Below are 24,325 nucleotides of genomic sequence, written 5' to 3'. Positions count from 1 at the left end.
CAAGGGCGGCCCGCTGACGCGGGCCGCCGCGCGCCGGCGGTCGGTGACCGCCGCCCGCTCCTGTCTGCCGCCCCGCTGGCGACGGCCGCCGACCACTCGGCACGCAGAGCCCAGGAGCGTAGGCCGGACTACCAATCGGAAGCCCCCGGTCCGATCGCTCAGCAGCAGACCGGCTGGGCACCCGAGAGGCCGCCCGGCGGGCTCGCGCCGTCCCGGACGCCCATGTTTGCCGCCTGGCGGAGGCCGTGACGATGGAGATAACTGGGCTGATGTCGGTGCGGGGTTGAGCGAGACACACGTGGCGGGTGATCGGTCGGCACGCCCGCCGTCGTGGCTGACTTTCTGTGGCTGAGGCCAGAACCGCATGACCATGGGCCAGGCACGTACGTGAGAGCCCGTCCCTGCCGGGGCTGATGAGGACGGGGGAGCCTCGATCGGCCGTTGCCCGGCAGGGACGGGAGTCGGGTGGGCCAGCGCGGTGCGGTGCGTGGGCCAGCGGGGCGGGTCACGTCTGCCGCCAGGTCCTCCAGGGCCGGGTGATGATCTCCCGGTAGGTGTGGTGGGACGGGGTCTGGCCGCAGTGCCGCAGCACCCAGTCCTGCGGTTCGGCGAAGTTCTCGCTTGTCGGCGAGGTCTCTCCGTCCACGGCGCACTGCATCGCGTACAGCACCGGCTCCGCGTCCGGCTCGCGGTCGGGCTGAAGAGTCCAGGACTCGTAGCGCAGGACCGAGCGAGGGGTCATCGTCCCCACCTCCGGTTGGCCACAGCCACCTTCGCGCTCAACTCCTCGGCCGGGGTCGGCGCACGTACGTCTTCGGGCGGTACGTCCCACTCCCGGCCACCGCGCGGCGGCCGAAGCTGCACGTACGGCCCCACGTGCCCCATCACCACGCCCACCTTGCCGTTCCGCCGGTCGACCATCACGGCACCCACAACGGTCGAAGCGTCGTGCCGCATCGCATCAGGGTTGCGGGCCGTCATCGCGACCACCCCAGCAAGGCGGTCCGCGACCAGGCATCCAGTCGCAGGGAGGGAACACAAGTGGTGGCGCTCTTTCGCACGTTGGCACTCCTCGGCGGCGTGAATCCGTGCCCCCGGGCGTCTCGGTGCCGCAGGGTCGGCACCGATCCTCACGCCGGTCACCGGGACGGAGGAACCTCCGCCAAACCCCACTTTGGGACGTCCCGCACCGTGTAGAACGTCCCTGGTGCCGTCCTGATACCAAGGGGGAGACTCGTGCCGAACGAGAGATTACGAGCCGTCATGGCAGCCGGAGGCTGGACGTACGCCGCCCTCGCCCAGGAGGTCGAGGTCGATCCCAAGTCGGTCGAGCGCTGGGTGAACCTCGGGCGCACCCCACGCCGTGGCACCGCCCTACAGGCGGCCAAAGCCCTGGGAGAAGACGTGCACGCACTCTGGCCGGCACTCCGCCAAGCCCGCCCCGCCCGCGCCATCAGCCCCGAACTGGTAGCGCTCTACGAGCAGCGGGCCGACATCCCCGTCTCGACGTTCACCGACCTGATGGCCCAGGCCCGCGAACGGATCGACATCCTCGTCTACGCAGCCGTTTTCCTCCACGAGGCGTACCCAAGGCTGAACGAACTCCTCACCGAACGCGCCACCGAAGGCTGCACCGTCCGCATCGCGATCGGGGACGCCGACAGCGACAACGTCCAGGCCCGCGGCCAGGAGGAGCGGTTCGGTCACGGCATCGAATCCCGCTGCCGCCTCGCCCTCATGCACTACAGACCGCTCGCCGCCACCCCCGGCATCGAAGTCCGCACCCACGCCACCACGCTCTACAACTCCCTCTATCGCGCCGACGACCAGCAGCTCGTCAACGCACACGTCTGGGGCGTCAACGCCTACGCCGCCCCCGTGTGGCATCTTCGCCGACACGAGGAGGGCGGCCTGTTCGACACCTACGCCGAGAGCTTCGACGCCGTGTGGGCGACGGCGATGCCCGTACAAGAGGAAGGCTGACCGTGGCCCGCACCGAGTACTACGACGACCCGAGCGCGCCCAAGCCGAACAGCATGGTTGTCGCCGCCTCCGCCGTCGTCACCGACGATCACGGGCGCATCCTCCTCCAGCGCCGCCGCGACAACGACCTGTGGGCACTGCCCGGCGGCGGCATGGACCTCACTGACTCCCTGCCCGGCACAGCCGTCCGCGAGGTCAAGGAAGAAACCGGCCTCGACGTCGAGATCACCGGCCTGGTCGGCACCTACACCGACCCGAAACACGTCATCGCCTACACCGATGGCGAGGTTCGACGCCAGTTCAACGTCTGCTTCACCGCCCGCATCACCGGCGGCCAGCTGGAGATCTCCGACGAGTCCACCGAACTCCGCTTCGTACTACCCGAAGAGATCGAGCAGTTGCCGATGCACCACACCCAACGACTCAGGCTTCAGCACTTCCTGGAACAGCGCGAGAAGCCGTACCTGGGCTGAACCGTCTGACGGCAGTAGCGACGGCAACAACCCGGCACAACCACGGACACCCACGTACCTCACCGGACCGGCAAACCGCACTTGACCTGCGAAAAAGCAGGTCGAAGGCTTCGCGTAGCACACGTACTATGTGCTGGCGGGTGAGACTCCGGTACTCGTTCACAACTGCAATACAGGGGGATTGAGCCTCTCGGGTGCGCGGCAGGTCAGCGGTCGCTTTCCCAAGACTGCTAACCCCGGGGAAACGCTTTTCCGTCAGAAAGAGGATGGGACGGTTACTGCGTATGCGCGTTATGATGAGGAAGGCGCAATTTCTCAGCGCGCGGACCTTGATCCTGACTCGGCACCGCATGCCGGAATACCGGCCCCACACATTCTCGATATGGCCAAGCATGTCAATCCAAAAACGGGCCAGGTATTTCGCAACTGGGAGAAAATGCCGCGGCCTCTACGCCCCGAGGAAGAGCTATGCGGCTGCCGGTAGGCTGAGTCAAATATGGATGGCTGACATACAAGCCGACCATAAATAATTGAATACTGGTAGAAGTGCACCACCTCAGGCGCTCGCAGTAACGTGGCGGGCGCCTGAGGTCTCTGAATTTCTGGATCTCTGTGGGTTTGCCGCCATCTCTCTGGGTGGCTCGAATGACTGACCCTCTATGCAAGTGACGCGAGGAGTTAACCTTGAATGACCCGATGGATTACCCCGGAATTAAGTCCTGGGTGGAGGAATGGGGAGGGGGAGTTGATTACCTAGACTATGTGAAAGGTCATGGCGATCTAGGGATGATGGTGGCATTCTCTCGGATCTTCTGGCCGCGTTTTGTCGAAGTGGAGGGATGTGTGCTGTGGGATCGTGCTTACGAAGAGTCGAATTTTAAATCCTGGCGCGAGAGCCTCTCCGGTAACATCCGAAAAATTGAGGCGACGCTGAATCAGTTGCGAGTCTGGCAGATTGTCGATGCGGATGATGTTGAAGAGGACTGGCGGGCGCAGGAATTCTTTGCCGCATGTGTTGCAAAAACGTGGAGTGCTGCATTGTCTGCCGAATTTCCTCACCGGAGTTTCGATGTTCGGGTTATCGGTTCCGAAGATGGCCCCATTGTTACCTTCTCATCCGGGGCGACGTAGTTCATGGTTTGGGGGGTATCCCCTGGAATACTCGGCCCTCTGTCACATCACCAGGAATGTCTTCGCAGCTGGCTATGATGCGGCCGGCCCTGGCGTGCTCCGGCATCTGGCGGAGAACCCACACTGGGAGATCGAGGGCTATCGGGCGGCTGGCAAATTCGCGAAGCGCACTTCACTGGACGAGCGAGATCTCCTCCGTGAGCTGAACGGTGACGAAGAGGGGATCGGTGAAGTCCTCTACAAAGGCTCAGCGCGTACCACGGATCGTGGAAGATGGCCGGCTTTCCGGGAGGAGAGCAGGATGTGCTTTGCGGGGAACCCCGATTGGGAGAGGCTCGTGGCGCGGTGGCTGGACGACGTCTTGGCTGATGACGTGGAGCGCGACGTCATGCTCCACGTGTACAACCCCTGCGACTTGATCCGATCTCTGGTGCACGGGTGGCCTGACAAGCTCTCAGACCTTGTTCCGATGACCTTTGGAACAGCACTTACCCAGGACGGCGTCGATCGCACGATCCATGGCTCGCTCTACTGGGATGGCATTCCTCACACCGATGTGGCTGACCGGGTGAGGTTGGTGTATCGCGACGCTATGCACTGGCAGACTCACCGCCTCATGGATGCGGCCTGGGTCACCGATCTTGACCTTCTTGACCTGCTCGGGCTTCGTTACGTACTCATCGAGCAGATCGGAGGAAATCCATTGAACATCTCCGAGGCGAACGAACTCCGACTCCACTTCGTGCAAGGCGCGGACCTCCGCACACTACCGATCCCCTGTGAGGGGTCGCAGTTGCGCGACGCTGGTTGGAATGGAGCCTACTCGCTCGATACATTCCTGAAGGAGCACAATGATCAGATCGACGCAATGATTTCGGCATATCGGTCTGGATTTCATTTCGGGCCCTGATGTTCCTCGGTGATCAGCCAGCGGAGCACCTCACGTGATCACCAGACTTCGCAGACATTGGGCCAAGTCCCCCGGATATATATGTCAGTCAAATGCTAGTCGACGACATCGGCAGCGTTGATAAGAATCTCCATCACACTGCTATCCCATTTTCAGAAACTGAACGGCGCCCAGGCGCAGGCAGGGACCGCAGCGCACCCTGATGCCCTCGCTGCTTGTGGCAGCGAGGGCATCAGTCGTCACGCGACCCGGGCTCTGGGTAGCTGCGAGACCCACGTTGTGACCTCGGTCAGGTGCTCGGGCTGCAGTCCGTGGCGTGGGTCGGGCTGAACGAGGAGGGTCGGCGTTCCCATGGCGGTGCGCCCCGCTGCCCAGGCGTGGTCGAGGCCGCTGAAGTCGTCGTCGATCCAGACGGCGGGGGCGTCTGCCAGCCAGGCATCGACGTAGTCGCGTTTCCAGAGGTAGCCGTTGGGGTGGCTGGTGGTGATCTGGGGACGCGGCAGGTCGACGTGTGGCAGAGGCGGGAGGCCGAGGAGCGGTCCGATCAGGGTGGCGGCGTCCTGCCGCCAGCTGGTGCACCAGATGGGGGTGACCAGCCCGGTATGGATCACGTCCATGAGCATGGGTCCGTGGTCGGGGTCGAGCCAGACGGTGACCGGGTTGTCGGCGCTGCGGCCGGTGGGGACGACGTCGTGGCGGGCGTGGGTGGCCGGGGCCGAGCCCGCTGCGTCGGGGAAGGGAATGAGGACGCCGTCGATGTCGAGGAGCAGGTAGGGCGGGCGCATCGGTTCCTCCGGGGGAAGCCGGGGCGAATGGCTGGTCAGAGCTTGCGGGCGCGGATCAGCAGGGTGGTAGGCCAGTGGCCCATGCGGGGGTCGTGGAACTCCTGGGCCGAGGTGAGCCAGAAGCCGGCCTGGCTGAGGTGCCCGTCCCAGCGGTCGGTGTCGAACTCCCATCGGGCGATGGGGAGCCGGGTGCGGTCGGGGAGGGTGACGTGGTCGCGGCGGGGGCGGTCGTCGCCGGAGGGGCTGAGGCCGCCACGTTGCGGGTGCGGAACGGAGAAGGTGAGCACCCGGCCGGGCGTGAGGCGCTGGGCGATGGCCGGGAGCAGGAGCTCGGGGGCGACGAGACCGATGGCTCCGAAGACTGAGTAGATCGCGTCGAACTGCTCGTCGGAGGCGTGCAGGTAGTGCAGGGCGTGACCGGCGACAAAGGTGAGGTTGTTCAGCCGTCCGTAGTGGGAGCGGGCGCGGCGGACCTGGAGGCCGACCAGGTCGACGCCGGTGACGTGGGCGCCGTGTCGGGTGGCGAGGTGGGCGGCGTTGTGGCCGGGGCCGCAGCCGAGTTCCAGCAGTCGCTTGCCGCGCAGGTCGGGGCCGAGGGCGTCGGCTCCGGGTCCTTGGCCGGGTCTCGTGGTCCATTCCATCCGGGCGGGTACGGAGAGGGGTTCGGCGAGTCCGACGGCGGTGCGCTGGGCGGCGTGGGCATGCCACGGGGATGCCTGGGCGAGCACGTCAGATCTCCAGGAGGTGGAGGACGTCGGTGAGGTGGCGGCGGACGGCCTTGATGTAGGCGGGGTCGGGAGCCGGGTCGTTGATCCAGCGGATGGACTGCTCCATGAACCACTCGACGGCCCACATGCGGTGCCAGCCCAGGGCCCAGTGTTCGGCGGTGAGCCCGCCGCGCGGGGCGAGGGCGTCAGGGGTGCCGCCGGCGGTGACGTACTGCTCCAGGAAGACGCGCAGGCGTACGGGGTGCGGGGGCTCGATGGTGCCGTGCCAGCTGGCGAGGTCGAGCAGGCCGGGGCCGGTAAAGGCGCGAGCGAAGTCGAGCAGTCGCCACCCGCGATCACCGATGTGGAGGCTGGTGGGGTGGAACTCGGAGTGCACCCAGCCGAACGGTTCCAGCGTCGCTCCGGCCGAGCGGGCCTCGGCGGCCTGGGCGATACGGTCGAGCGCGTCCTCGACGTCGTCGGCGTCCTGCCACCGATCGGCCTTGCGGAGCCGTTCGAGATGCTCAAGCGCCCTGGCTGGCAGCGTCCGCAGCCGGTTCTGGTCGAGGACGGGCAAGGGCGGAGCCGTACGGGTGCCGTGCAGGATCACGGCCGCGGCGACGCCGTCGAGGTCGTCGGCCTCGCGGACGGACGGTCCGAGGTCCTCCATGAGCATGCCGAGCCAGCCGTCCAGGACGGCGGAGGCGTGGACCTGGGGGACGGGTACGCCGAGGGTGTGGGCCAGGCGGAGGGTCTGGTCCTCGCTGGCGAAGGGCTTCTTGGCGTACTTGAAGATGACCGTGGAGCCGTCGGGGAAGGCCACGCGCTCGACGCCGGACATGGACCACACGCGTACCTCCTCCCGTACGGCGGTGGTCTGGCCGGTCGCGGTGAGCAGGTTGTCGAGGAGTTCGGCGCTGGGGTTCGTGGTCACAGGAGGGCTCCGGGGAGATGGTGGCGTCCGGGGCGGGCGAGAGATACCGGCCCGTCCCGGAGCCTGATCGGGTGGGTTACGCGGCGGGGTTCACTCGGTGGGCGTAGACCTGCTCGATCCAGCCCGCCTTGAAGGCCGCGAGGTCGTCACGGAAGTTCGCCATCGAGGCACCGTAGGGCGCGACCACGCCGCCGGACTGGTCCGGCACGGACTGGCACCCATGCACGAGCCGGCCGCCGAGCGCCGCGTGGGCCTTGATGGACTCGATCCGGCGGTGCTCGTTGAACCAGCCGCCGTGATAGACCTCGTCGAGCATCCCGCCCATCTCGTCGTCCAGGTCGAAGACGACGGACGTGGCGGCGGGGAAGAACCAGCACGGGCCGACGTTGGAGATGTGCCCGTCCAGCTCGACCTTGTTGAGCGCCATGAGCGTGGCCGCCTCGCGGAGCATCCGCAGGTGGTCGGCGGTGATCTGCGGCAGGCCGAGGCTGGCCAGGTGCTCCTCGCGGAAGAGGTACGCGTACACCTCGTACGCGGTGGCCAGGACGCGGGCCGCGTCGGAGGTGGACTCGCTGTGCTGCTTGATGAAGTCGAGCGCGAGCTGCTCGACCGCGCTCTCGGTCGTCTCGTCCACGTCCAGGAGCTGGGACTTGACCAGCTCCCAGTCGGCGACGAGCCAGGTGTTCGACTCGAAGCGGAAGAAGTACTCGGCCGGGTCGATGGTGATGCGCCGGCCGTCGACCTGGATGCCGGGCAGGCGGCTCCAGCGCGGGTCGAACGCCTCGGGCAGCTCGACCGTGATGGCCGTGGTGTCGATGGTGGTCACCGTGTCTCCGTCTCTGATTGGCCGGTCTCGGGCACAGGAATGCCCGAGCCTGGTGTGGGCGTACGGAACTTCGGGGTGCCGCCTGGACCAAGGGGGAGCCTGGATCACGGTCGCGCCGTTCTGGGCGGCTACTGATAAGTGAACCGGTGGTCACGCTCAGTGGGTACGGTGGAAGGCAGTTGAAGCGGTATACGCGGTTTACAGCTCCAGGGCGGAGGCGATCGTGACGGCGCAGAGAGAACCCAACTCCCGTCTGCGCGACGCCATTGAGGCGGTCGGCTGCACCTACGAGGCCCTCGCCAGAGACGTGCGGCGCATCGCCGCCGAGAACGGCGAGATCCTCCAGACCAACAAGTCGGCCATCTCGCACTGGGTGAACGGCACCCGCGCCCCGTCGGGCCGGGTAGGCCAGTACCTCGCCGAAGCACTGTCCCGTCGAGCGGGGCGCACGATCACCCAGACCGAGATTGGCCTCCAGGCCAGCGATGACGAAGCGCCGGCGGAATCCGACCCTGTCCTCGCCGCCACCGATCTGGGCCGTGCCGACGTCGAGCGCCGCCGCTTCCTCGCCATCGCGGCCTTCACCACCGCCGGCGTCGCCATGCCGCTCGGATACGACCACGAAGCCACCGCCCGCATGCTCCGCGCTCGCACCGGCACGTCCCTGGTCGGGGCGGATGACGTGGACGTCGTACGCCAGATCACCGCGGCCTTCAGCGCTGCCGACGAGCGCCTCGGCGGCGGACACGGCCTGACCACCGTCACCGCGTACCTCGCCGACACAGCCGCCCCCATGCTGCGCGGACGCTTCCCCAGCGAAGCCTTACGCCGGGCCGCCTTCGGCGCCGTCGCCGAACTCGCCTACCTCGCAGGGTGGAAGCACCACGACCTCGGCCAGGAAGGCGCCGCCCAGCGCTACTACCAGGTCGGCTACAAGCTCGCCTGCGAAGCCGACCCCCACGGCCACGCCGCCTGGATGATGCGCGCCCTCGCCCACCAGGCCCTGAGCCTCAAACAGCCCCACCACTGCGTCGACCTCGTCGAAGGCGCCCTCCGCACAGGTCTCGGCCACGTCGACGGCCAGACCGAGGCACTCCTCCACATCACCCACGCCCGCGCCTACGCCGCCACCGACGAGAACTCGTCGGCCGCACGCGCCCTGCTCGCCGCCGAGGACGCCCTCCTACGGGACGACGGTCCCCAGCCCAGCTACTCCCGTGTGAGCGGCCCGGCCGCCGGCACCGTCGCCAGCCACACCGCCCGCACCCTGACCGACCTCGCGGACCACATCGGCACCGAACAGCAGCACCGAGACGCCCTCACCCGCTGGGACCCTGCGAAGTACAAGCGCGTCCACGCCCTCACCCACGCAGACCTCGGCGACAGCCTCGCCGCCCAGGCCCGCGCCGACGAAGCCGTCGCCGCCTGGACCCAAGCCCTGGTCCTCATGGAGGGCATGACCTCCGACCGCACCCGCAAGGCGATCACCTCAATCCGCTCCACGCTCGCGGTCTACCAGCGCCGCCGCGTTCCCGGTGCCACCGATCTCGCCCGCCGCGCCCGCGAAGCCCTCGCCTAACATGCCCAACAACCCGCCCGACGAAGGGAACACCGTGACCCAGCAGACCGAAGACCAGCCCAAGGCCCTCAAGCCGGCGCTCGAATCGATGACCCTGCTGGTCGCCGCCGTCATCGTCCACGACAAGGCCACCAACCGAGTCGTACTCCTCCAGCGCAGCGAGAACGCCAAGTTTGCCCAGGGCCTGTGGGACCTCCCCGTCGGCAAGAGCGAGCCGGGCGAGCCCATCACGGAGACTGCAGTCCGTGAGCTGTACGAGGAGACCGGCCTGACGGTGAAGCCCGAGTCCCTCAAGGTCGCCCACATCATCCACGGTGCCTGGGGAGTCGAGGCCCCCAACGGCTTCCTCACGGTCGTCTTCGCCGCCCACGACTGGACCGGCGAGCCCGAGAACCGCGAACCGCGCAAGCACGCCCAGGTCTGCTGGGTCGACACCGACGCCATCCCTGAAGCCTTCGTCGACACCACCGCCAGTGCCCTCCACCACTACCTGAATGACGGCTCGGAGGTCTCGCTGGACGGCTGGTCGGCAGCGTGAGTATCACGCTGGTCCACCTCATACCCAAGGACCCGCACTTTTCGCCTGCACCGGCTGCGAGCGAAGCTGCGCAAGCCCGGCTACAGCAACTGGTTCCTGAGGCGTTGGGCGGTTACGACGTTTGGGACATCCCTGGCACGGCCTTCATCGATCCCGGGGAGAACTGGTGTGGTGTTCGGTGCCCCGTATGCGGCTCCGACATCGAAGACTGGTGGGGCGACGTGATGGACATGGCAGTCCTTCCGGACGGCTATTTCGACGCGCTTGCCGTGACGATGCCCTGTTGCTCTGCCCAGACGGACTTGAACGCCCTCGACTATGTCCGGGCTGCGGGTTTCGCCAGGTAAGCATCCAGGCGCTGGAGGACCTCCTGCGCATGGACCTGCGACAGGTCATCGCCCGGTACTGACGTCAAGCGCTGGCTTCGCTATGCGGGGCTGCTCGGAAACAGAAGCTCGTACGGCAGGTGATCATCGTCCGGTACGCGCGGCACGTAGTCCGGGGCGGTGCGCGCGGCCACAGCCAGCAGGCGAGCGGCAGCCTCCTCCTCGGAGATGGAGTCAAGCCCGAGGGCGTGCAGAAGGCGGTCGCGCTCGGCGTCGAAGTCCGGGTGGTCGGCCCGAAGGTCCGAGCCAAGCTCGCTGATCGCGAAGCTCTTCGCCAGGTCGCGCCAGAAGGGCAGTACGGCGATGAGTGTGATGGCCTCGACGAGGTCGGCGCCGATCAACGTGGCCTGGCCCTCAGAATCGGCATACAGGACAGGCCGCTCGTCGGCCCCGGCTTCCCCGCACAGGAAGTACGTGCCGCCAGCGCCGCATCCGGCTATCGGGTGTAGGGGAATCCCGGTGGGAAGGGCAAGGTCCTCAATGGGGTCCCTGCGTTCGACGTCGAAATCGCCAGGCCAGGCAAGCGCGGTGGCAAGGGAAGGCTCCTGCTCGATCCGGCAGAGTAGATCGTCTGATGCGGTCATGGGACGGAACGTAACAGCGCCCTCGGACGTCTGGTGCGGCTGGCCTGCTGATCGACGCTCAGCGGTGCTGTCAGTAGGGCGTGGCACAGTTCGGCCATGAGTTACGACCTGGCGGTGTGGGAAGGCAGCAAGCCCGCTGACGATGTGATCGCGGGCGAGGTCCTCACCCAGCTGTACGACCGCTACATCGACACGGAGGAAGAGTTTCCACCGTCACCGCGTATCGCGGAGTACGTTGCTGGGCTCTTGGCGCGATGGGTGGATCTCACGGAGGACGAGGAGGACACCTCCCCCTGGTCGACGGGGCCGTTGATCGGCGAGGCGTCCGGGCCGTTCATCTACTTCCCGATGCCATACAGCATGGCCGAGGAGGCTTCGGCCTACGCCGCCGATCTCGCGGCATCGATGGGGCTCGTTTGCTATGACCCGCAGGCTCGGCTGCTGCGGCCATGACCGCCTTCGGACTGAGGGCGGGTGCAGTCCGGCACGACCTTCCTGTGCGCAGGTAGCGTGACTGGCATGTCCGAGGAGTTGCCCGGTTTTCACTACCACCCCGACCCCTTGGCGACCGGGGCGGTCGTTGAGTCCAGCACGACGTGCCTCTGCTGCGGGAGGGCGCGGGGGTTCATCTACACGGGCCCGGTGTACGCGGTCGAGGAACTTTCCAACCTGCTGTGCCCGTGGTGCATCGCGGATGGCAGCGCCGCTTCGAAGTACGACGCGCACTTCATCGGTGACCCGGCCGGGGACGATGTCCCGCTTGAGGTCGTGATGTCCGTCGACGCGTGTACGCCGGGCTTCTCCTCCTGGCAGGACCCGCAGTGGTTCTTCCACTGCGGTGATGGTGCGGCGTTCCTGGGGGCGGTCGGGAGAGATAGCGCGGGAGGCCCCCGTACGTCCTCGTCACGTAGCTCTCGACCACATGGCCGTAGCCGACGCTGGGACGGCATCGGTCACCTCTCCGGGTACAGGTCGGTACGGTCGATCCAAGTGGGGGCGACGAAGATGTTGTCGCCGACGGGGGCTTCGGAGGCTTCCAGCAGGGACCAGGCGCGGGACTCCTCGACCAGGTGCTCCCAGGGCACGGTCCAGTCGAGTTCCCAGTCCAGGCCGGTGCTGGAGATGCCGTACGTGCGGCCGGCGTCCACGCGCCAGAACTGGGAGTAGAGGATCACCTGGGCGTGGTCGGCCAGGTCGTTGATGATCTCGGCGAAGTGGGCCGAGGGCCAGCCCGGGGCGTTGTCTGCCGCGGTGACTCGTAGGCGCGCGGTGAGTGGTGGGACGACAGGGGCGCGTGCGCCGAGTTCGGTCAGGGCCCAGCGGATGCCGACGGGCTCGGTCCAGTCCGGTGGGGTCGCCCGTTCCAGGCAGGCGCGGTAGGCGCGGCGCAGGGGCTCGATGGCGCCGTCGATCTCCAGGCTCGCCAGGGCCATGGCCGCCCATTCGCGGACGGTCGGGTTGTCGCTGTCCAGCAGGCCGATGAGAGCGGGGCCGCAACGGGGATCGCCCACCTCCTCGAAGACCTCAATGGCGGTCAGCCGACCGAAGCCGCCGAGGGAAGGCAAGCCGTTGATGACGGCGGGTACGGCGTCGGCGCCGATCCAGATCAGCTCCGCGCGGGCGTCGTAGGACTCGTCGGCCTTGCCGCCGAGCCGGCGCCAAACCTGTCCAGGTCACCAACACCTACGAGTGGGGCACCCAGCGCCTGGCCAACACCCGCGTCGACCGCCAGGACATCGCCGGAGTCGACCAGAGCAGCACCTACCACTACGACGAGGCCGGCAACGTCCTGTCCGTCTCCGACGTCTCCCGCGACGGCACCGACAACCAGTGCTTCACCTACGACTACCTACGCCGCCTCACCGAAGCCTGGACCCAGAACACCACCACCTGCGCCACCACCCCCACCGGCAGCGCGCTGGGCGGCCCGGCCACGTACTGGACCTCCTACACCTACGACCTCGTCGGCAACCGCACCTCGGAAACACTCCACAACACCACAGGTGACGCCTCCAAGGACACCAAGCGCACCTACACCTACCCCACCCCGAGCAGCGCCCACCCGCACGCCCTGTCCTCCGTCACCACCACTGATCCGACCGGCACCGCGAAGGACACCTACGGCTACGACGAGACCGGCAACACCACCGCCCGCACCCTCAACGGCTCCACCCAGAACCTGACCTGGGATACCGAAGGCCACCTCGCCAAGGTGACCGAACCCGTCCAAGGCGGCACCGGCAAGACCACCGAGTACCTCTACGACGCCGACGGCAACCGCCTCATCGGCCGCACCTCCACCGAGACCACCCTCTACCTCGGCACCACCGAGATCACCCTGGCCAAGGACGCCACCAAGCCCAAGGCCACCCGCTACTACGACCTCGGCGGCGGAAACCAGGCCGTCAAGACCGACGACGGCAACGTCTCCTTCACCCTCGCCGACCACCACGGCACCGCCCAACTCGCCATCGACGCCACGACTCAGAAGCTCACTCAACGCCGCACCCTGCCCTTCGGCGGCACCCGCGGCACCGAACCGGCCTCCTGGCCCGGAACCAAGGGCTACGTCGGCGGCACCGACGACACCAAGACCACCGGCCTCACCCACCTCGGCGCCCGCGAATACGACCCCACCACCGGCCGCTTCATCAGCGTCGACCCCATCCTCGACCCCACCGACCCACAAAGCCTCAACGGCTACAGCTACGCCGGCCAAAACCCCCTCACCTACAGCGACCCGACCGGAACCATCAGACTGCAGCAAGGCGAACACGGGGAAGTCGAGCAGTGCAGTGGTGGCTGGCAGAAATGCGGTCCTAGCCATTCTACGGCGCCGATACAGGGCCCGCCGGCACACCAAATCCCAGTAACCACTAACACGGGGAAGACCAGCGGCTCTGGCAATAAGAGCGGCGGCTCCACGTGGGGTTGGCTGTCAGACCTTAAGGACACCGTCGTCAACTATGGATCCGCGATCGTCTCTCAGCCTGATATCTGGTGGGGCGCTGCGGAGACCGTCGGAAGCATGGCCCTCATGGGTGTCGGCGGAGACGCCGTCGCTGGAGGCGTCCTCATCTGCCTCACCGGCGTCGGCTGCATCATTGGTGCCCCCGTTGCTGTGGGTGGCGTGGCCTTGGCCGGCGTCGGCGCTGTCGGCACAGCGGACGGTATCGGACGCATCGACGAGGGGCTGGGCAAGGCGCTCAGCGAAGCGGAAGCAAACAATGGGACAGGGAGCGCGCCTGCAACGTCCGGAACGCCGTCCTGGATCCCTGAGTCTGCCAGCAGCAAGGTTCCGGATGTATTCGGCGCGGGGAAGCCTACGAAGAAGGGAATTGGCTGGCGATGGAACGACGGGAAGGGAAACGGTATCCGCATCGACAAGGGAAATCCTAATAATTCCCAGGAGTACCAGCAGGTTGACCATGTTGTCATCAACTCTGGTGGTAAAATCGTTGGGCGGAACGGGAATCCAGTCGATGGGGACATCAAGTCCAATGCCTATGAGGCGCATATTCCCCTCAAGGAATGGCTGAAGTGGAAGACATGGAACTCTCCCAATTGAATGGTGTCGGCTTTCCGGATATGCGTCGAAATGTGATCTCTGCGGTACGTGCGCTCGCGGACGCGGAGTATCAACGTCGCGTATGGATTGAACGGATTTATCCGCGAGAAGGCTACTATGATGACTTCACGCTGAATCTCAATATCCTTTACGACGACACGCTGGTCCTGGACGATCCTGCCTCAACGCTCGGTACGGTCTTGAGATCCGAGGGTGAGGTATCGGCAATGGAGGCGTTGGCGTCCGCCGTTGACGCACTGTTGCAGCGGGAAGGTGATGGCAGGATGGACGCAGACTACATGGCATCGCCGTTGTGGGATGCTGTCCTTCGGTCAGCCTTGGTCGCTTACGAGGTTATGACCCGGGAGCCCCTCAAGTGAGTTAGCCTCCATCTTGCGTGACGGTCTGCCGACGGAGTCGGCAGACCGTCACGCAATTGTGCGGCTGATGCTGGGCATGCCAGGCGACTCCAGCCGGTTTGAACTCGTCAGGCTGCGGCACGCCAATATATTCCGTGGCCTTCGAGTTCCCGGGGCTCTAGTGTCTCGTGATCCCGTTCATGTCAGTTCGAGTTGTTATTGACGAGTTTCTTCACACGCGACGAGTCGGACTTTCGCGAGGACCTCGCCGGCGGTCGCGGTCCAGGTGAACGGTTTCGCTGTCGTGTTCCAGGAGTCGCTGTAGTCGCGGATCTGTTTGATCAGGACGTGGACGCTGGAGAACGTGCCACGGCGGATGGACTGCCGGGTCAGGATGCCGAACCAGATCTCGATCTGGTTCAGCCATGAGGAGCCGACGGGAGTGAAATGGAAGTGGACGTGCGGGTTCTAGCCACTCCTTGACCTCCGGGGTGGTGTGCGTCGAGAGGTTGTCCAGGACGACATGGATGTCCTTCCCGGCGTGCGGTTTCACCGCCTTCTTCAAGAAGGCCAGGAAATCCTTGCCGTTCCGGGTCGGCCTGCACTCGCTGAGGACTTCCCCGGTGGTCACGTTCAGGGCGGCGAACAGGTTCGTGGTGCCGTGCCGGACGTAGTCGGCGGTGCGTTTCTCGCTGGCCGCGAAGGCGACCGGCAGCACCGGCTGGGTCCGGTCCAGCGCCTGGATCTGCGTCTTCTCGTCGATCGAGAGGACCACCGCACCGCCCGGCGGGGCCAGATACAGGCCGATCACATCGGCTACCTTCTCCGCGAACGCGGGGTCTTTGGAAATCTTGAAGGTGCCGGACCGGTGCGGCTTCAGGCTCTCCTCCCGCCAGATCCGGGCGATGTAGTGCCAGGACACGACGATGTTCTCGGTCCGCGCCAGGTACTTCGCCAACTCCCGTGTGGACCAGTGCGAAAGCCCCGTACCGGCCGGCGGTGTCATGCGCGTCAGTGCAATCACCCGGGATCGCACCCGGGCCGGCACCTGTTCCCGTGCACCACCGGGATGCTCCCCTTCCAGCCCGGCCAGGCCTCGCCCGGCATAGCGAGCCTTCCAGCGGTCCACGGTCGGCAGCGACACCCCGAGCAGCTCGGCAATATCCTTGCGCCGACGCCCCTCGCCCGACCACAGCACGATCCGGCCACGCATGGCTATATCCGCAGGCACGTCCCTGCTGTTCACCAACTCCCGCAACTCGGCGGCCTGTTTCGCGGAGAGCTCCATGCCAAGAGAGCCTGCCACACAAGATCAAGTAACGCTGACGGAATCACAAGACACTAGGTGAATATCGTTCGATCTGATCTGGCGAGCCGGACGAGAAGATCGTTTCAGTATTGCCGGAGGAGCGTGAAGAGGGGGCTGAGAAAGTCTGTGATGGTCGTGGTCGTTTGTTGTTCGCTGACTCGCTGCCCCGGCTGCTGGATCCTGGCTGGATCCGCACCGAGTCTTCGGTGTTTTCACAGGTGGCGGCGCTGGTGTCGATGTTCCGCTTCAACGTGTGACTGGTTCGGCCCCCTGGCCTCGCGTGATGAATGCGCAGGCCAGGGGGTGTTTTGCGTGTTGCGCGGACCGTATGTCGCCGCATTCCCCAGGGATGTCCGACAGGCTTGGGCGACCGCTGCGTATTTGTGTTTTCGCAGGTCGGGGGCGCGGGCGAGCGACCGAAAACGGTGTGTGACGGTGGGGTAACCGCCACGGTGGCTGGATCCCGGCTGGAAGAACTGACGCGACGTCATATTCCTCGTGTGTCGAAGGCGCGCACGTCGATTGCCGGGTCCGACAAGGCCCAGGTCGGCGACGGCCTGCGGCCCGGTGTCATCTCACAGGAGGGTCAGCGGACCATGAGATGCCCGGCGGGCGGTTCCTCGGATTCAGTTCGCGCAGGCTCTCGCCGATGAAGGCGCCGATATCGGTGCGTGCCTTCGGCCCGGATAGGGGAGCGCTGGTGGTGTGGGCAACCTTATCGGGAGAGTGAGCGCTGTGGGCATGTTCCGAGACCCATACCACTCGACGGGTGAATGCCACCGCCGGATGCTGCTCCCAGGACAACCGAGGCACCCAGACGGTGCGGGTGAGCGTCACGCACAAGAGCCGAGATGCGGGTTCAGCCCCGTGACCGTACTTTCTGCAGGATCTCCTGGATCTTCGCCCGTCGCTCCGCGTCCCTGAGCGTGCCCGTGTCCACCGTCCGCTCCTGTGACCCGGTGTCGGATCCGGCGGACGCCCCCGGCCCTCCGGGGCCGATCAGGCCCAGGGCGTGGTGCTCGCACTCCGTGCGTGCGGCGTCCAACTGCTCGCGCAGGGTGCGGCGCAGGTCGCCCCAGGAGGCGCGGATCTGCTTGCGCAGTTGCCAGGCCGCGCCGTACAGGGCATGCACCAGGTGGTAGCGCGCCTCTACGTTCCCCTCGTCGGCCTCGTACACCGCGCGCAGGTCGTCTGCGAGCTGGGCGGCGCCGGCGTCGTCCGAGCGGTCCCGGTGCCGGGCCATGGTCGCCGCGACGACCAGCACCCGGCGGCTGTGCACCGTCTCGTCGTCGCTCCAGCGGGCGAAATCCTCGGCGATGCGTTGGGCGGAAGGGAGCAGCTTTCCCGAGCTGATCCAGTGGTTGTAGGCCTCGGCCAGCAGATAGCGCAGCCGCTCATCGTCGGAGCCGCCGTCCAGCAGCGCCCGCACCTGCTCGACCGCCTCCGCGTACTCCTCGCGCGCGATCGAGTCACGGACGAACGAGACGGCGAGCTTCCGCCGCCCGTGCTCACCGAACGCCTCGTCCCGGGCCCTGACCAGCACCTCCCGGGCCTCGTCGTGACGGCCGAGGCTGCCTAGGAGCCGGGCCAGGGCACGAGCAGGCCCGGTGGCGCCGGGCAGCCGTTCCACCCAGCGCTCCAGACCCGCCACCGCGGCTGTGACGATGCCGCGCTCCCGCTCGTCGGTGGGCGCGGCGGACGTCTCCAGGATGCCGAACGCCGAGCGCGCGGACGGGTAGTAGAGGTCGATAGGGTCGTCGAGGTGGTCCGTATACCGGTCGGCGATGGAGTCCGCGTTCCGGTTCCAGGAGTGGGCGGTACGGCGGAAGCGGTCCGGGAAGTCCTTCGTGAACGGGCCTGACCTGGTCTCCTCGGCCGCGTCGAAGATCCGCCGCAGCGCGAACGCGCCCGCCAGCTCGGAGAGTCGGTTGTGCCGGGCCACGAACTCCGCGGGATCGCCCTGCACGCCCAGCAGTTGGGCTGCGCGCAGCACGGTCTCGTCCGCCGGGTCCAGCAGCAGCGCGTCGATCAGGCCCAGGTTGCCGATGACATCGCCCGAGTACTCGGTGAGCGGCCACTCGGCCTGCGTGCCGGTGATCGCGCTGGTGACTCGCAGCTTCCACAGGATCCGTCCGCGCACCCACTCCATGTGCGCCTGCTCCTCGGCCTCGTCCCCCGGCCTGCGGGTGCGCTGGCCCGTCTCCGATGCTTCCCGGAAGGCCTCGTCGACCAACTGACGGCATAGCTTCGCGTACGGCTCCCGGACCCTGGCCGGAAGCGCCAGTACGGCCGTGTCGACGGCGGCCGTGCGGCGGTCCCGGGCGGCGGCCAGTTCCGTCTCGCCCACCGAGCGGCCGACGCCGAGCAGCAGCGTGGGGCTGCGGTGGGCGAAGGTGTGGTTGAGCTCCTCCAGACGCAGGTGGATGGTGGCGAGGGTGACCTTGCTGCGGCTGGCCAGTACCAGCGGTACCTGCCGCAGGTCGCCGTCGAGTTCGCGGTCCGCCGCCGGCGCCGCGCACAGCGGGGCCGTACCGAAGGAACCGGCCAGCACGCGGTGCACCTCGGCGCGTTCGGCGGCGCCGCGGCGGATGTCGCCGTGCAGCAGGTCGCGCAGGTACAGGGCCTCCAGATAGCGGCGCCAGGCCTGCGCGGCCGGGCCCAGGTCGCCCGAAGTGGTGTGTGCCACCGCGAGGTTGCGCAGCACGGCGGTGTCCAGCGGATCGTCGGCGAGCATGGCATTCCACCGGCGCCGGGCGGCCGTCGTGCGCCTCATCCGCTGGTCGGCCTCGGCCTGGTGCCCACCGATGTACGCCCGCAGCAGCGTGACCGCGTCCCGGTGCCGCAGCCCGGGCGGATAAGCGTCCAACGTCCGCCAGGCCTCGGCGAAGTTGGCGTCCAGACGGTGCTCGGCAATGGCGAGGGCGTGAGCGACACGCTCGCGGGGGGTGGCGTCGAGGGGCGGCTCGGGAGGGGCGGTCGAGGCGGCGGCTACAGGCGGATCGGGCCGGGTGGAGGCAGTGGACTCGGGGGAGCGGGGCCTGTCGGTCGATCCCGTCCCTGTGGGCGGCGCCGTCCCGGTGAGTGCAGCCGCCTTCGCGGTCGGCTCCGCCCCCGTCGACGCCGCTGCCCCCGCCGCCCCCGCGGCCCCTTGGTTCCGGAGTTCGGACACGCGCTCCTCAAGGGCCAGCGCCTGACCGGACGGTTCGGGTGGGGCGTGCCCGAACTCCCCTTTCCGTGCGCCGATCCTACCGTTGGCCCGCTTCAGGATGTTCCGCAGTGTCGTCGCCGGCTTTTGCAACTCGGCCTCGCAGGCTTCGGCCCGCTTCTGGAACTCCTCGAACGGCATGACCAGCCCGGCCGGATCGGCGGCCGTGAGCTGCTTCAACGTGGACAGCCAGGCCATCCGTACCTCTTCCAAGCCCTCCACCAGCCGCGCCAGAAGCTCCTTGTCCCCCGACATCCGCCCGAAGTCGGCTGCGTTCGCCACCTTCCCCTTGGCCAGCGCCTGCGCCTGTGCCTTGGCCTCCTGGATCAGCTCCTGCAGCCGACCCGCCGCCTGCTCGCACTGCCCGAGCCGATCGTCGGGTGTCGCCGCTACCTTCTCCCCGTCCCCCGCCGACTGCGGTACGTCGGCCATCGCCTCCGGCGGCCCAACGCCGAGTTCCTTCGCCGCCGCCTTCAGGGCCGTCACGTGCCGCGCGGGATCGCCGTTCCGGAACTCCCGCGCCGCCGCGTGCGCGCCCAGGTCCGGGAAGTGCAACGGGCGCCACAGCAGCCGCTGCCGGTGGATCAGCGCGGTGAGCAGTTCGGGCAGCAGGCCCTCGGCCAGACACGCGGCGAGCCGTGCGGGGAGTTCGGCGCGGTCGGTCTCGAACAGGTCGCAGACCAGGCCGAGCAGCCGGGCCGCGGGGCCTTCGTCCGGTGGCAGCCGCTTCGCCAGCCGGCGTACCGTCGCGGCCGGGTAGCCGTACACCATCCACTGCACGGCGAGCACGGTGAACGCGGCCGTTCCGCCCCCGCGGCGCTCCGACAGCGCGGCGATGCTCTTCAGTTCCTCGGCGAGTGCGTTCCTGGTGCGGGTGGTGGTCCGGTCACGCAGCCGGTTGTCGGCCTCCATGTCCAGGATGCCCGACCAGCGGCACTCGCCGGGCCGCAGCAGCGGCAGCACGGGTACGGACTCCTCGGGGTCGAAGTCGTCGCGGCCCTCGCGGATCGTGCCCGCGATCGACTCCGCCCGCGCGCGGTGGTCCCGGGAGGGGCTCGCCGGATCCTCGCCCAACTGTCGGTGCGCAAGGCTCAGATGGGCCCAGATCCGATGGTTGGCGGGGGCCAGCGAGGCCGCGGCCGTCAGCCAGCGGACCGCCGCCTCGGGGCGCCCGTGACGGAGGTACAACAGCCCCACGTGGTAGGGGTGTTTGGGGCTGGCGTTGTCGAGGCGGTGGGCGCGGACCAGCAGCTTCAGCGCGGTCGCCGGCTCGGTGGCCGGGTGCACGCCGATCCGGAAGAAGCCCTCGATGACCGCGTCCAACTGCCCCTGGGTGAGCGGCAGCCCGGCCTCCAGGTCGGACCACAGTCCGTCGACCATCCGCCACAGCACATCAGGCCGGTTCTCCAGCGCCCTGCCCGTCCTCATCCCCTTCCGCCCTCCGCCGGCGCCGTCCCGCCGAGTTCCCCGGGCGGCAGGATCAGCAGCCGCTCCCCGTCCGACACCGCCACTCGGGTGCCGTCCGCGGAGACGGCCATCGGGTGCTCCGACACGTAGGTGGTACGGCCGTCCCGCACGAGGGCATGCGAGCCGTCCGGGTTCTCCAGCACCAGCAGCCGCCCGCCGAGCCCGGATGCCACCGGCCGCGCGCCCGGCACCCCGCGCAAGCCGACCCGCACCGCCAACTCGGCATCGAAGCAGACGCCTTGGCCTTCGGCGTCGACGACCGCGGTGAGTCCGCCGCCGGGGAGCGTCCCGGTGACCGCGCCGACCGGCTGGTCGACCTGGAGGAGCTGGCCGCCGACGAGGTCCAGTCGGTGGATGCACCGCTCGCCGACTACCAAAGCGAACTCCCGCACCCGCGCCATGGCGAGCAGCAGCGGCTCCAGGGTGTGCTCGGCGGCAACTCGGTCGTCCCGGTACACGGTGAGCCCGCCGTCCAGGCCGCCCACCAGCAGCCCGTCGCCGCTGTCGGCCAACACCTGGACCCCGCCCCGGTGTTCAAGCACCCGCTCCGGCTCCTCGGCGTCGAGGGACAGCCGCCACACGCTGCCGCCCCAGGTGCCTGCGTACAGCACGTCGTGCGGGCCGAAGGCCAGCGCGCCCGGCACGTTGAAGCGGGCGCCCTGCCGGGCCAGGAGGTCCACCACCCGTATCCGTCCGTCCGGGGCCGCGAGCACCACCCGCCCCGACCAGTCGGCGACGGCCACACAGCGCTCGCCGTATGCCCACAGCCGCGGACGCTCCCGCAACTCCGCGCCGCCGACGACCTCGTACGCCTCCGAACGGACCGACAGCGTTCGCCCGTTGTGTATGAGCAGCCCTAGGCCGTCGGGGAAGAACACCGGGTGTCCGCGCGCGGGCAGGGCGGGGCGGTCGTCGGCCCCCCGCAGCGACGGCTGCTCCTCGCGTGTCCGCACCTCGAAGGGCACGCTGGTGGCCGGTTCGCAGCCGGGGGCGGTCGCGACGAGCCGTACCCCGCAGGCGGCGGACCGGAAGGCGAGGTCCGTGAAGACCGCCCGGTCCCGGGTGACCTGGGCGGTGAGCGTGCCGGTCAGACCAGCCTCCTCCGGCTCGGCCGAGACGGTGACCGTGCCGCCGGCCGGCCACGGGGTCGCGCCGCCCGGCACCGAGCCGGTGACCGTCACCGGCGGCAGCGTGTGGCCCGCGACCGCGTCGGTGAGGGGCGTGCCGAACCGCAGCTCGGTGCGCGACTCGGCGGGGCGCAGGCCAAGGGCCGAGGCGACCTCGTCGATCCAGCGCGGCCGTGTCGTCGAGATCCAGTTGATCCGGTGCACGATGTACGGCACCTTCGGGACGGCCGCGGGATCGATGAGCAGCGGGATGAGCCGCCCGCCCTCATGGGGGTTGAGGTTGTACGCCTCGTGCAGCTCCCACTGGCAAACGGGCTTGTCGAAGTAGGTCTGCGAATAGAGGGCCACCACATGGCGGCTGCGCGGGAGCGCATCCGCCAGGAAGCTCTGCCAGTCCGCGCCCAGGGGCGTGCCGTCCTTGCGGGACACGTCCAGGTAGATCCTCGGCGCCGTCCCGCAGGCCGTCACGTACTCGCCGAGCGCGTCCTGCAGGTCCTTGGCCTGGATGTAGTCCTCGCGGGCGTAACTGATGAACACGTCCCACTGCTCGGTGGGCGTCTGTGTCGTCATCGCAGGGTCCCGGAGATGGTGCCGATCAGCTGGTCGAGGAGCTCCCGGCTACGGGAGTCCAGTCGGCCCCTGGCGCGGCGGTTCAGCTGCTGCGCCTCCTGGAGGATCCGGCGCAGCTGTTCGCGCGTGGTGTACGGATTGGCGTAACGCCCTTGCTGGGCGATGTCGTTGAAGCGGCCCACGAGGTCGGAGACCTGGATGGCCCCCTTCACACCTTCCAGCTCGCCGCGCCGCTGGGTCACCAGGGACGTCAGCTCGTCGAGCTGGCCGCGGGCGCCCTCCTTGGCGTTCTTGCGGACCGTCTTGATCTCCGCCGCCAGGGCGGCGAGGGAACCGTCGAGGCGGTCCGCCTCCGCGGTGCCTTTGATCCCGCCCTGGACCGAGGACATGACACGGTCGTACTTCTCGTACAGGCTGGCCACCACCATGGCGTCGTCGATCTCCCGCAGCCGGTCGACGATGGCCTGCGCGAACTCCCGTACGACCTGGGCGCCCTCCTCGGTGCGGGCCGCGCCTTTCAGGGCGGGAAGCCGCCGCTCCAGCGCGGTCAGGTGCTTCCGCAGCGCCGCGAGGCGGTCGACGGACACACCGCCGCGGACCGACTCCATGGCGGCGAGGTACTCCTCCACCGCCGGGTTGATGACGGTGGCCTCCTGCCAGCTCCGGATCGCCCGGAGCAGCTCGCCGGCCTGGACGAGCGTCCGGTCCGTGCGGGCGATCTCGGCGCAGGCGGCAGCCCGGTCGGGGTCGCGGCGCAGCCGGTAGAGGCAGGCGGCGTAGAGGAAGTTGAGCCAGGCGAAGCGGGGGAGCAGGGTCAGCAAGTGGGCCAGCAGCCGCTCGGCCTGGTCGGCGCGGCCCGTCCGCAGCAGCATCGAGGCGTGCCGGCCGTCGTCCTCGGCGATCAGCGAGTAGAGGTCCTCGGCCCGCTCGGCGGTCAGGCGCGGTGCCGGTGCCTGACCCGGCGGGCCAGGGTGGCTGAGCAGCAGGGAGAGATACGCGTCGAAGTCGGCCAGCACCGTGCTGCGCCGCCAGCGTGGGTCCATGCGGGACAGCTCGCGCTTGGCCCGCTGGATGTCGCGGGTCTTGAAGGCGGACACGGCCGGCGCGGCATGGGTGCCCAGCAGCGCGAGCCGCAGCCTGCGCGCCAGGGCGACGAGCTGGTCCCGGTCGACGTCCGCCTCGGCGGCGCCCCGCTCGGCGGTGTCCAGGGCGAGCTCCAGGCTGCCGGTCTGCGCCTGGGCGAGGGCGAGGAGGTAGGAGACCATGCCCTCCTCCGGGGCCAGCTCCAGGAAGGCCTGCAACCGGGACTGCGCGCCCGGCGGGTCGGACCGCACCTTCTCGGTGTACGCGGCAATCTCCGGCGCTGTGAGCATGCGGCGCAGTTCGCGGCGCAGCTCGCCGATCCGTTCGCGCAAGTCGTCCGGCACGTCCTCGTCACGCAGCGGGCGCAGGATCCGCAGGGCCTCCCACTGCTCGCTCGATGCCCTCTTCCCGTCGTGCCGGTAGAGGCAGTACGCGCGCAGATACCGCCCCTCCTGGTGCCCGGGGTGCGCCTGGAGGTATTCGGCGAGGAGCTCAAGGGCGAGTTCGTAGGCGCCGTCGGCCGCGTTGGCGCGGGCGTCCTCCAGCAGGTCCTCGTCGCCGTCGAAGACCAGCGTCATCTCGGTGAGACCGGCGACGGGCGGTACGAGGACCAGTGCCGTCTCCGAGGCCGCTCGGGCGGCTGTCTCGCGGGCGATCTCCTCCAGGCGGCGGTCGTGTTCGGCGAAGTCCCCGTGCCCCCGGGTCTCGGTCAGCTCCTGGAACTCGAAGGCCGGGGCGTGCAGGGACTGTACGCGGATCTCCTGGAAGGTGTGGTCACGGCCGGTGCCGCTCATGGGCGCC

23 protein-coding genes and 2 pseudogenes are annotated in these 24,325 nt (G+C 68.3%); 13 read left to right on the top strand and 12 right to left on the bottom strand.

Translation table 11 applies throughout. The annotated features are described in order from the left end of the window. Window positions 1–505: 505 nt before the first annotated feature. The gene (locus NGF19_RS20250; RefSeq protein ID WP_308288505.1) at window positions 506–751 is read right to left on the bottom strand and encodes a DUF7848 domain-containing protein; all 246 of its coding nucleotides are present in this window, start codon (window positions 749–751) and stop codon (window positions 506–508) included. Then, entirely contained in the window at window positions 739–957 is a 219-nt protein-coding gene (locus NGF19_RS20245; protein ID WP_252426468.1) for a hypothetical protein, read from the bottom strand. Before NGF19_RS20245 ends, NGF19_RS20250 begins: the two co-directional genes overlap by 13 nt. Window positions 958–1,263: 306 nt before the next feature. Between NGF19_RS20245 and NGF19_RS20240 the strand changes: the two genes are divergently transcribed. The 5 genes from NGF19_RS20240 (at window position 1,264) to NGF19_RS20225 (ending at window position 4,497) form a co-directional block, all read left to right on the top strand. Then, window positions 1,264–1,983, top strand: coding sequence for a helix-turn-helix domain-containing protein (locus NGF19_RS20240; RefSeq protein ID WP_252426476.1), 720 nt, complete (start codon window positions 1,264–1,266; stop codon window positions 1,981–1,983). Between the two features lie 2 nt (window positions 1,984–1,985). Beyond that, the gene (locus tag NGF19_RS20235; RefSeq protein WP_252426467.1) at window positions 1,986–2,456 is read left to right on the top strand and encodes an NUDIX domain-containing protein; all 471 of its coding nucleotides are present in this window, start codon (window positions 1,986–1,988) and stop codon (window positions 2,454–2,456) included. 130 nt (window positions 2,457–2,586) lie between these two features. Beyond that, entirely contained in the window at window positions 2,587–2,940 is a 354-nt protein-coding gene (locus NGF19_RS31155; RefSeq protein WP_372505701.1) for a polymorphic toxin type 24 domain-containing protein, read from the top strand. Window positions 2,941–3,140: 200 nt separating this feature from the next. Next, the gene (locus tag NGF19_RS20230; RefSeq protein WP_252426466.1) at window positions 3,141–3,587 is read left to right on the top strand and encodes a hypothetical protein; all 447 of its coding nucleotides are present in this window, start codon (window positions 3,141–3,143) and stop codon (window positions 3,585–3,587) included. Between the two features lie 94 nt (window positions 3,588–3,681). Beyond that, the gene (locus NGF19_RS20225; RefSeq protein WP_252426465.1) at window positions 3,682–4,497 is read left to right on the top strand and encodes a hypothetical protein; all 816 of its coding nucleotides are present in this window, start codon (window positions 3,682–3,684) and stop codon (window positions 4,495–4,497) included. A 239-nt stretch (window positions 4,498–4,736) separates the two neighbouring features. Here NGF19_RS20225 and NGF19_RS20220 read toward each other — a convergent pair whose 3' ends face one another. The 4 genes from NGF19_RS20220 to NGF19_RS20205 form a co-directional block, all read right to left on the bottom strand. After that, entirely contained in the window at window positions 4,737–5,282 is a 546-nt protein-coding gene (locus tag NGF19_RS20220) for an HAD domain-containing protein (protein WP_252426464.1), read from the bottom strand. A gap of 35 nt (window positions 5,283–5,317) precedes the next feature. Continuing rightward, entirely contained in the window at window positions 5,318–6,010 is a 693-nt protein-coding gene (locus NGF19_RS20215) for a class I SAM-dependent methyltransferase (RefSeq protein WP_252426463.1), read from the bottom strand. Between the two features lies 1 nt (window position 6,011). Then, window positions 6,012–6,923 carry a phosphotransferase family protein gene (locus NGF19_RS20210; RefSeq protein ID WP_252426462.1) on the bottom strand — a complete coding sequence of 304 codons (912 nt, stop codon included), beginning with the start codon at window positions 6,921–6,923 and terminating at the stop codon, window positions 6,012–6,014. 76 nt (window positions 6,924–6,999) lie between these two features. Then, complete coding sequence (locus tag NGF19_RS20205) at window positions 7,000–7,749, bottom strand: hypothetical protein (protein ID WP_252426461.1); 750 nt, start codon at window positions 7,747–7,749, stop codon at window positions 7,000–7,002. Window positions 7,750–7,972: 223 nt separating this feature from the next. Between NGF19_RS20205 and NGF19_RS20200 the strand changes: the two genes are divergently transcribed. Genes NGF19_RS20200 through NGF19_RS20190 form a run of 3 tightly spaced genes read left to right on the top strand, consistent with a single transcriptional unit; the run spans window position 7,973 to window position 10,213 of the window. Beyond that, window positions 7,973–9,328, top strand: a complete 1,356-nt coding sequence (locus tag NGF19_RS20200) for an NsdA family TPR-like regulatory protein (RefSeq protein ID WP_252426460.1) — start codon at window positions 7,973–7,975, stop codon at window positions 9,326–9,328. 1 nt (window position 9,329) lies between these two features. Beyond that, window positions 9,330–9,866 carry an NUDIX domain-containing protein gene (locus tag NGF19_RS20195; RefSeq protein ID WP_252426459.1) on the top strand — a complete coding sequence of 179 codons (537 nt, stop codon included), beginning with the start codon at window positions 9,330–9,332 and terminating at the stop codon, window positions 9,864–9,866. Beyond that, entirely contained in the window at window positions 9,863–10,213 is a 351-nt protein-coding gene (locus NGF19_RS20190) for a hypothetical protein (protein ID WP_252426458.1), read from the top strand. Before NGF19_RS20195 ends, NGF19_RS20190 begins: the two co-directional genes overlap by 4 nt. A gap of 80 nt (window positions 10,214–10,293) precedes the next feature. Here NGF19_RS20190 and NGF19_RS20185 read toward each other — a convergent pair whose 3' ends face one another. Further along, entirely contained in the window at window positions 10,294–10,836 is a 543-nt protein-coding gene (locus NGF19_RS20185) for a hypothetical protein (protein ID WP_252426457.1), read from the bottom strand. 96 nt (window positions 10,837–10,932) lie between these two features. On the opposite strand from NGF19_RS20185, the gene NGF19_RS20180 reads away from it, so the two are divergent. Further along, window positions 10,933–11,289, top strand: coding sequence for a hypothetical protein (locus tag NGF19_RS20180; protein ID WP_252426456.1), 357 nt, complete (start codon window positions 10,933–10,935; stop codon window positions 11,287–11,289). Between the two features lie 66 nt (window positions 11,290–11,355). Then, window positions 11,356–11,652, top strand: a pseudogene (locus tag NGF19_RS20175) (CbrC family protein); the annotation flags it as partial. 137 nt (window positions 11,653–11,789) lie between these two features. Here the strand turns inward: NGF19_RS20175 and NGF19_RS20170 are convergent. Further along, on the bottom strand, window positions 11,790–12,401 hold the full coding sequence (locus tag NGF19_RS20170; RefSeq protein ID WP_252426455.1) for a HEAT repeat domain-containing protein: 612 nt from the start codon (window positions 12,399–12,401) through the stop codon (window positions 11,790–11,792). A gap of 89 nt (window positions 12,402–12,490) precedes the next feature. Here NGF19_RS20170 and NGF19_RS20165 point away from each other — a divergent pair. Together NGF19_RS20165 and NGF19_RS20160 are read left to right on the top strand one after the other, a co-directional pair. Further along, window positions 12,491–13,588 (top strand): annotated as a pseudogene (locus tag NGF19_RS20165) (RHS repeat-associated core domain-containing protein); the annotation flags it as partial. 779 nt (window positions 13,589–14,367) lie between these two features. After that, the gene (locus NGF19_RS20160; protein ID WP_252426454.1) at window positions 14,368–14,784 is read left to right on the top strand and encodes an SCO4402 family protein; all 417 of its coding nucleotides are present in this window, start codon (window positions 14,368–14,370) and stop codon (window positions 14,782–14,784) included. A gap of 211 nt (window positions 14,785–14,995) precedes the next feature. Here the strand turns inward: NGF19_RS20160 and NGF19_RS20155 are convergent, their stop codons facing one another. Next, a complete protein-coding gene (locus NGF19_RS20155) occupies window positions 14,996–16,051 on the bottom strand; it encodes an IS630 family transposase (RefSeq protein WP_252426453.1) in 1,056 nt (351 codons plus the stop codon). A gap of 110 nt (window positions 16,052–16,161) precedes the next feature. Between NGF19_RS20155 and NGF19_RS20150 the strand changes: the two genes are divergently transcribed. Beyond that, window positions 16,162–16,329, top strand: coding sequence for a hypothetical protein (locus NGF19_RS20150; RefSeq protein ID WP_252426452.1), 168 nt, complete (start codon window positions 16,162–16,164; stop codon window positions 16,327–16,329). A 602-nt stretch (window positions 16,330–16,931) separates the two neighbouring features. On the opposite strand, the gene NGF19_RS20145 is transcribed toward NGF19_RS20150, so the two are convergent. The 3 genes from NGF19_RS20145 to NGF19_RS20135 are packed head-to-tail and all read right to left on the bottom strand — an operon-like array spanning window position 16,932 to window position 24,318. Beyond that, window positions 16,932–20,705 (bottom strand): hypothetical protein, encoded by a 3,774-nt coding sequence (locus NGF19_RS20145; protein WP_252426451.1) that lies wholly within the window; start codon window positions 20,703–20,705, stop codon window positions 16,932–16,934. Continuing rightward, on the bottom strand, window positions 20,702–22,441 hold the full coding sequence (locus tag NGF19_RS20140; protein ID WP_252426450.1) for a toll/interleukin-1 receptor domain-containing protein: 1,740 nt from the start codon (window positions 22,439–22,441) through the stop codon (window positions 20,702–20,704). Before NGF19_RS20140 ends, NGF19_RS20145 begins: the two co-directional genes overlap by 4 nt. Continuing rightward, window positions 22,438–24,318 (bottom strand): tetratricopeptide repeat protein, encoded by a 1,881-nt coding sequence (locus NGF19_RS20135; protein WP_252426449.1) that lies wholly within the window; start codon window positions 24,316–24,318, stop codon window positions 22,438–22,440. The genes NGF19_RS20140 and NGF19_RS20135 overlap by 4 nt, the downstream gene beginning before the upstream one ends. Between the last annotated feature and the right edge of the window lie 7 nt (window positions 24,319–24,325).

Origin of the sequence: Streptomyces macrolidinus, from assembly GCF_023887685.1 — a bacterium.
Lineage (GTDB): Bacteria > Actinomycetota > Actinomycetes > Streptomycetales > Streptomycetaceae > Streptomyces > Streptomyces macrolidinus.
The sequence above is the reverse complement of the archived record's forward strand: the minus strand, read 5'-3'. Positions and strand labels throughout refer to the sequence as shown.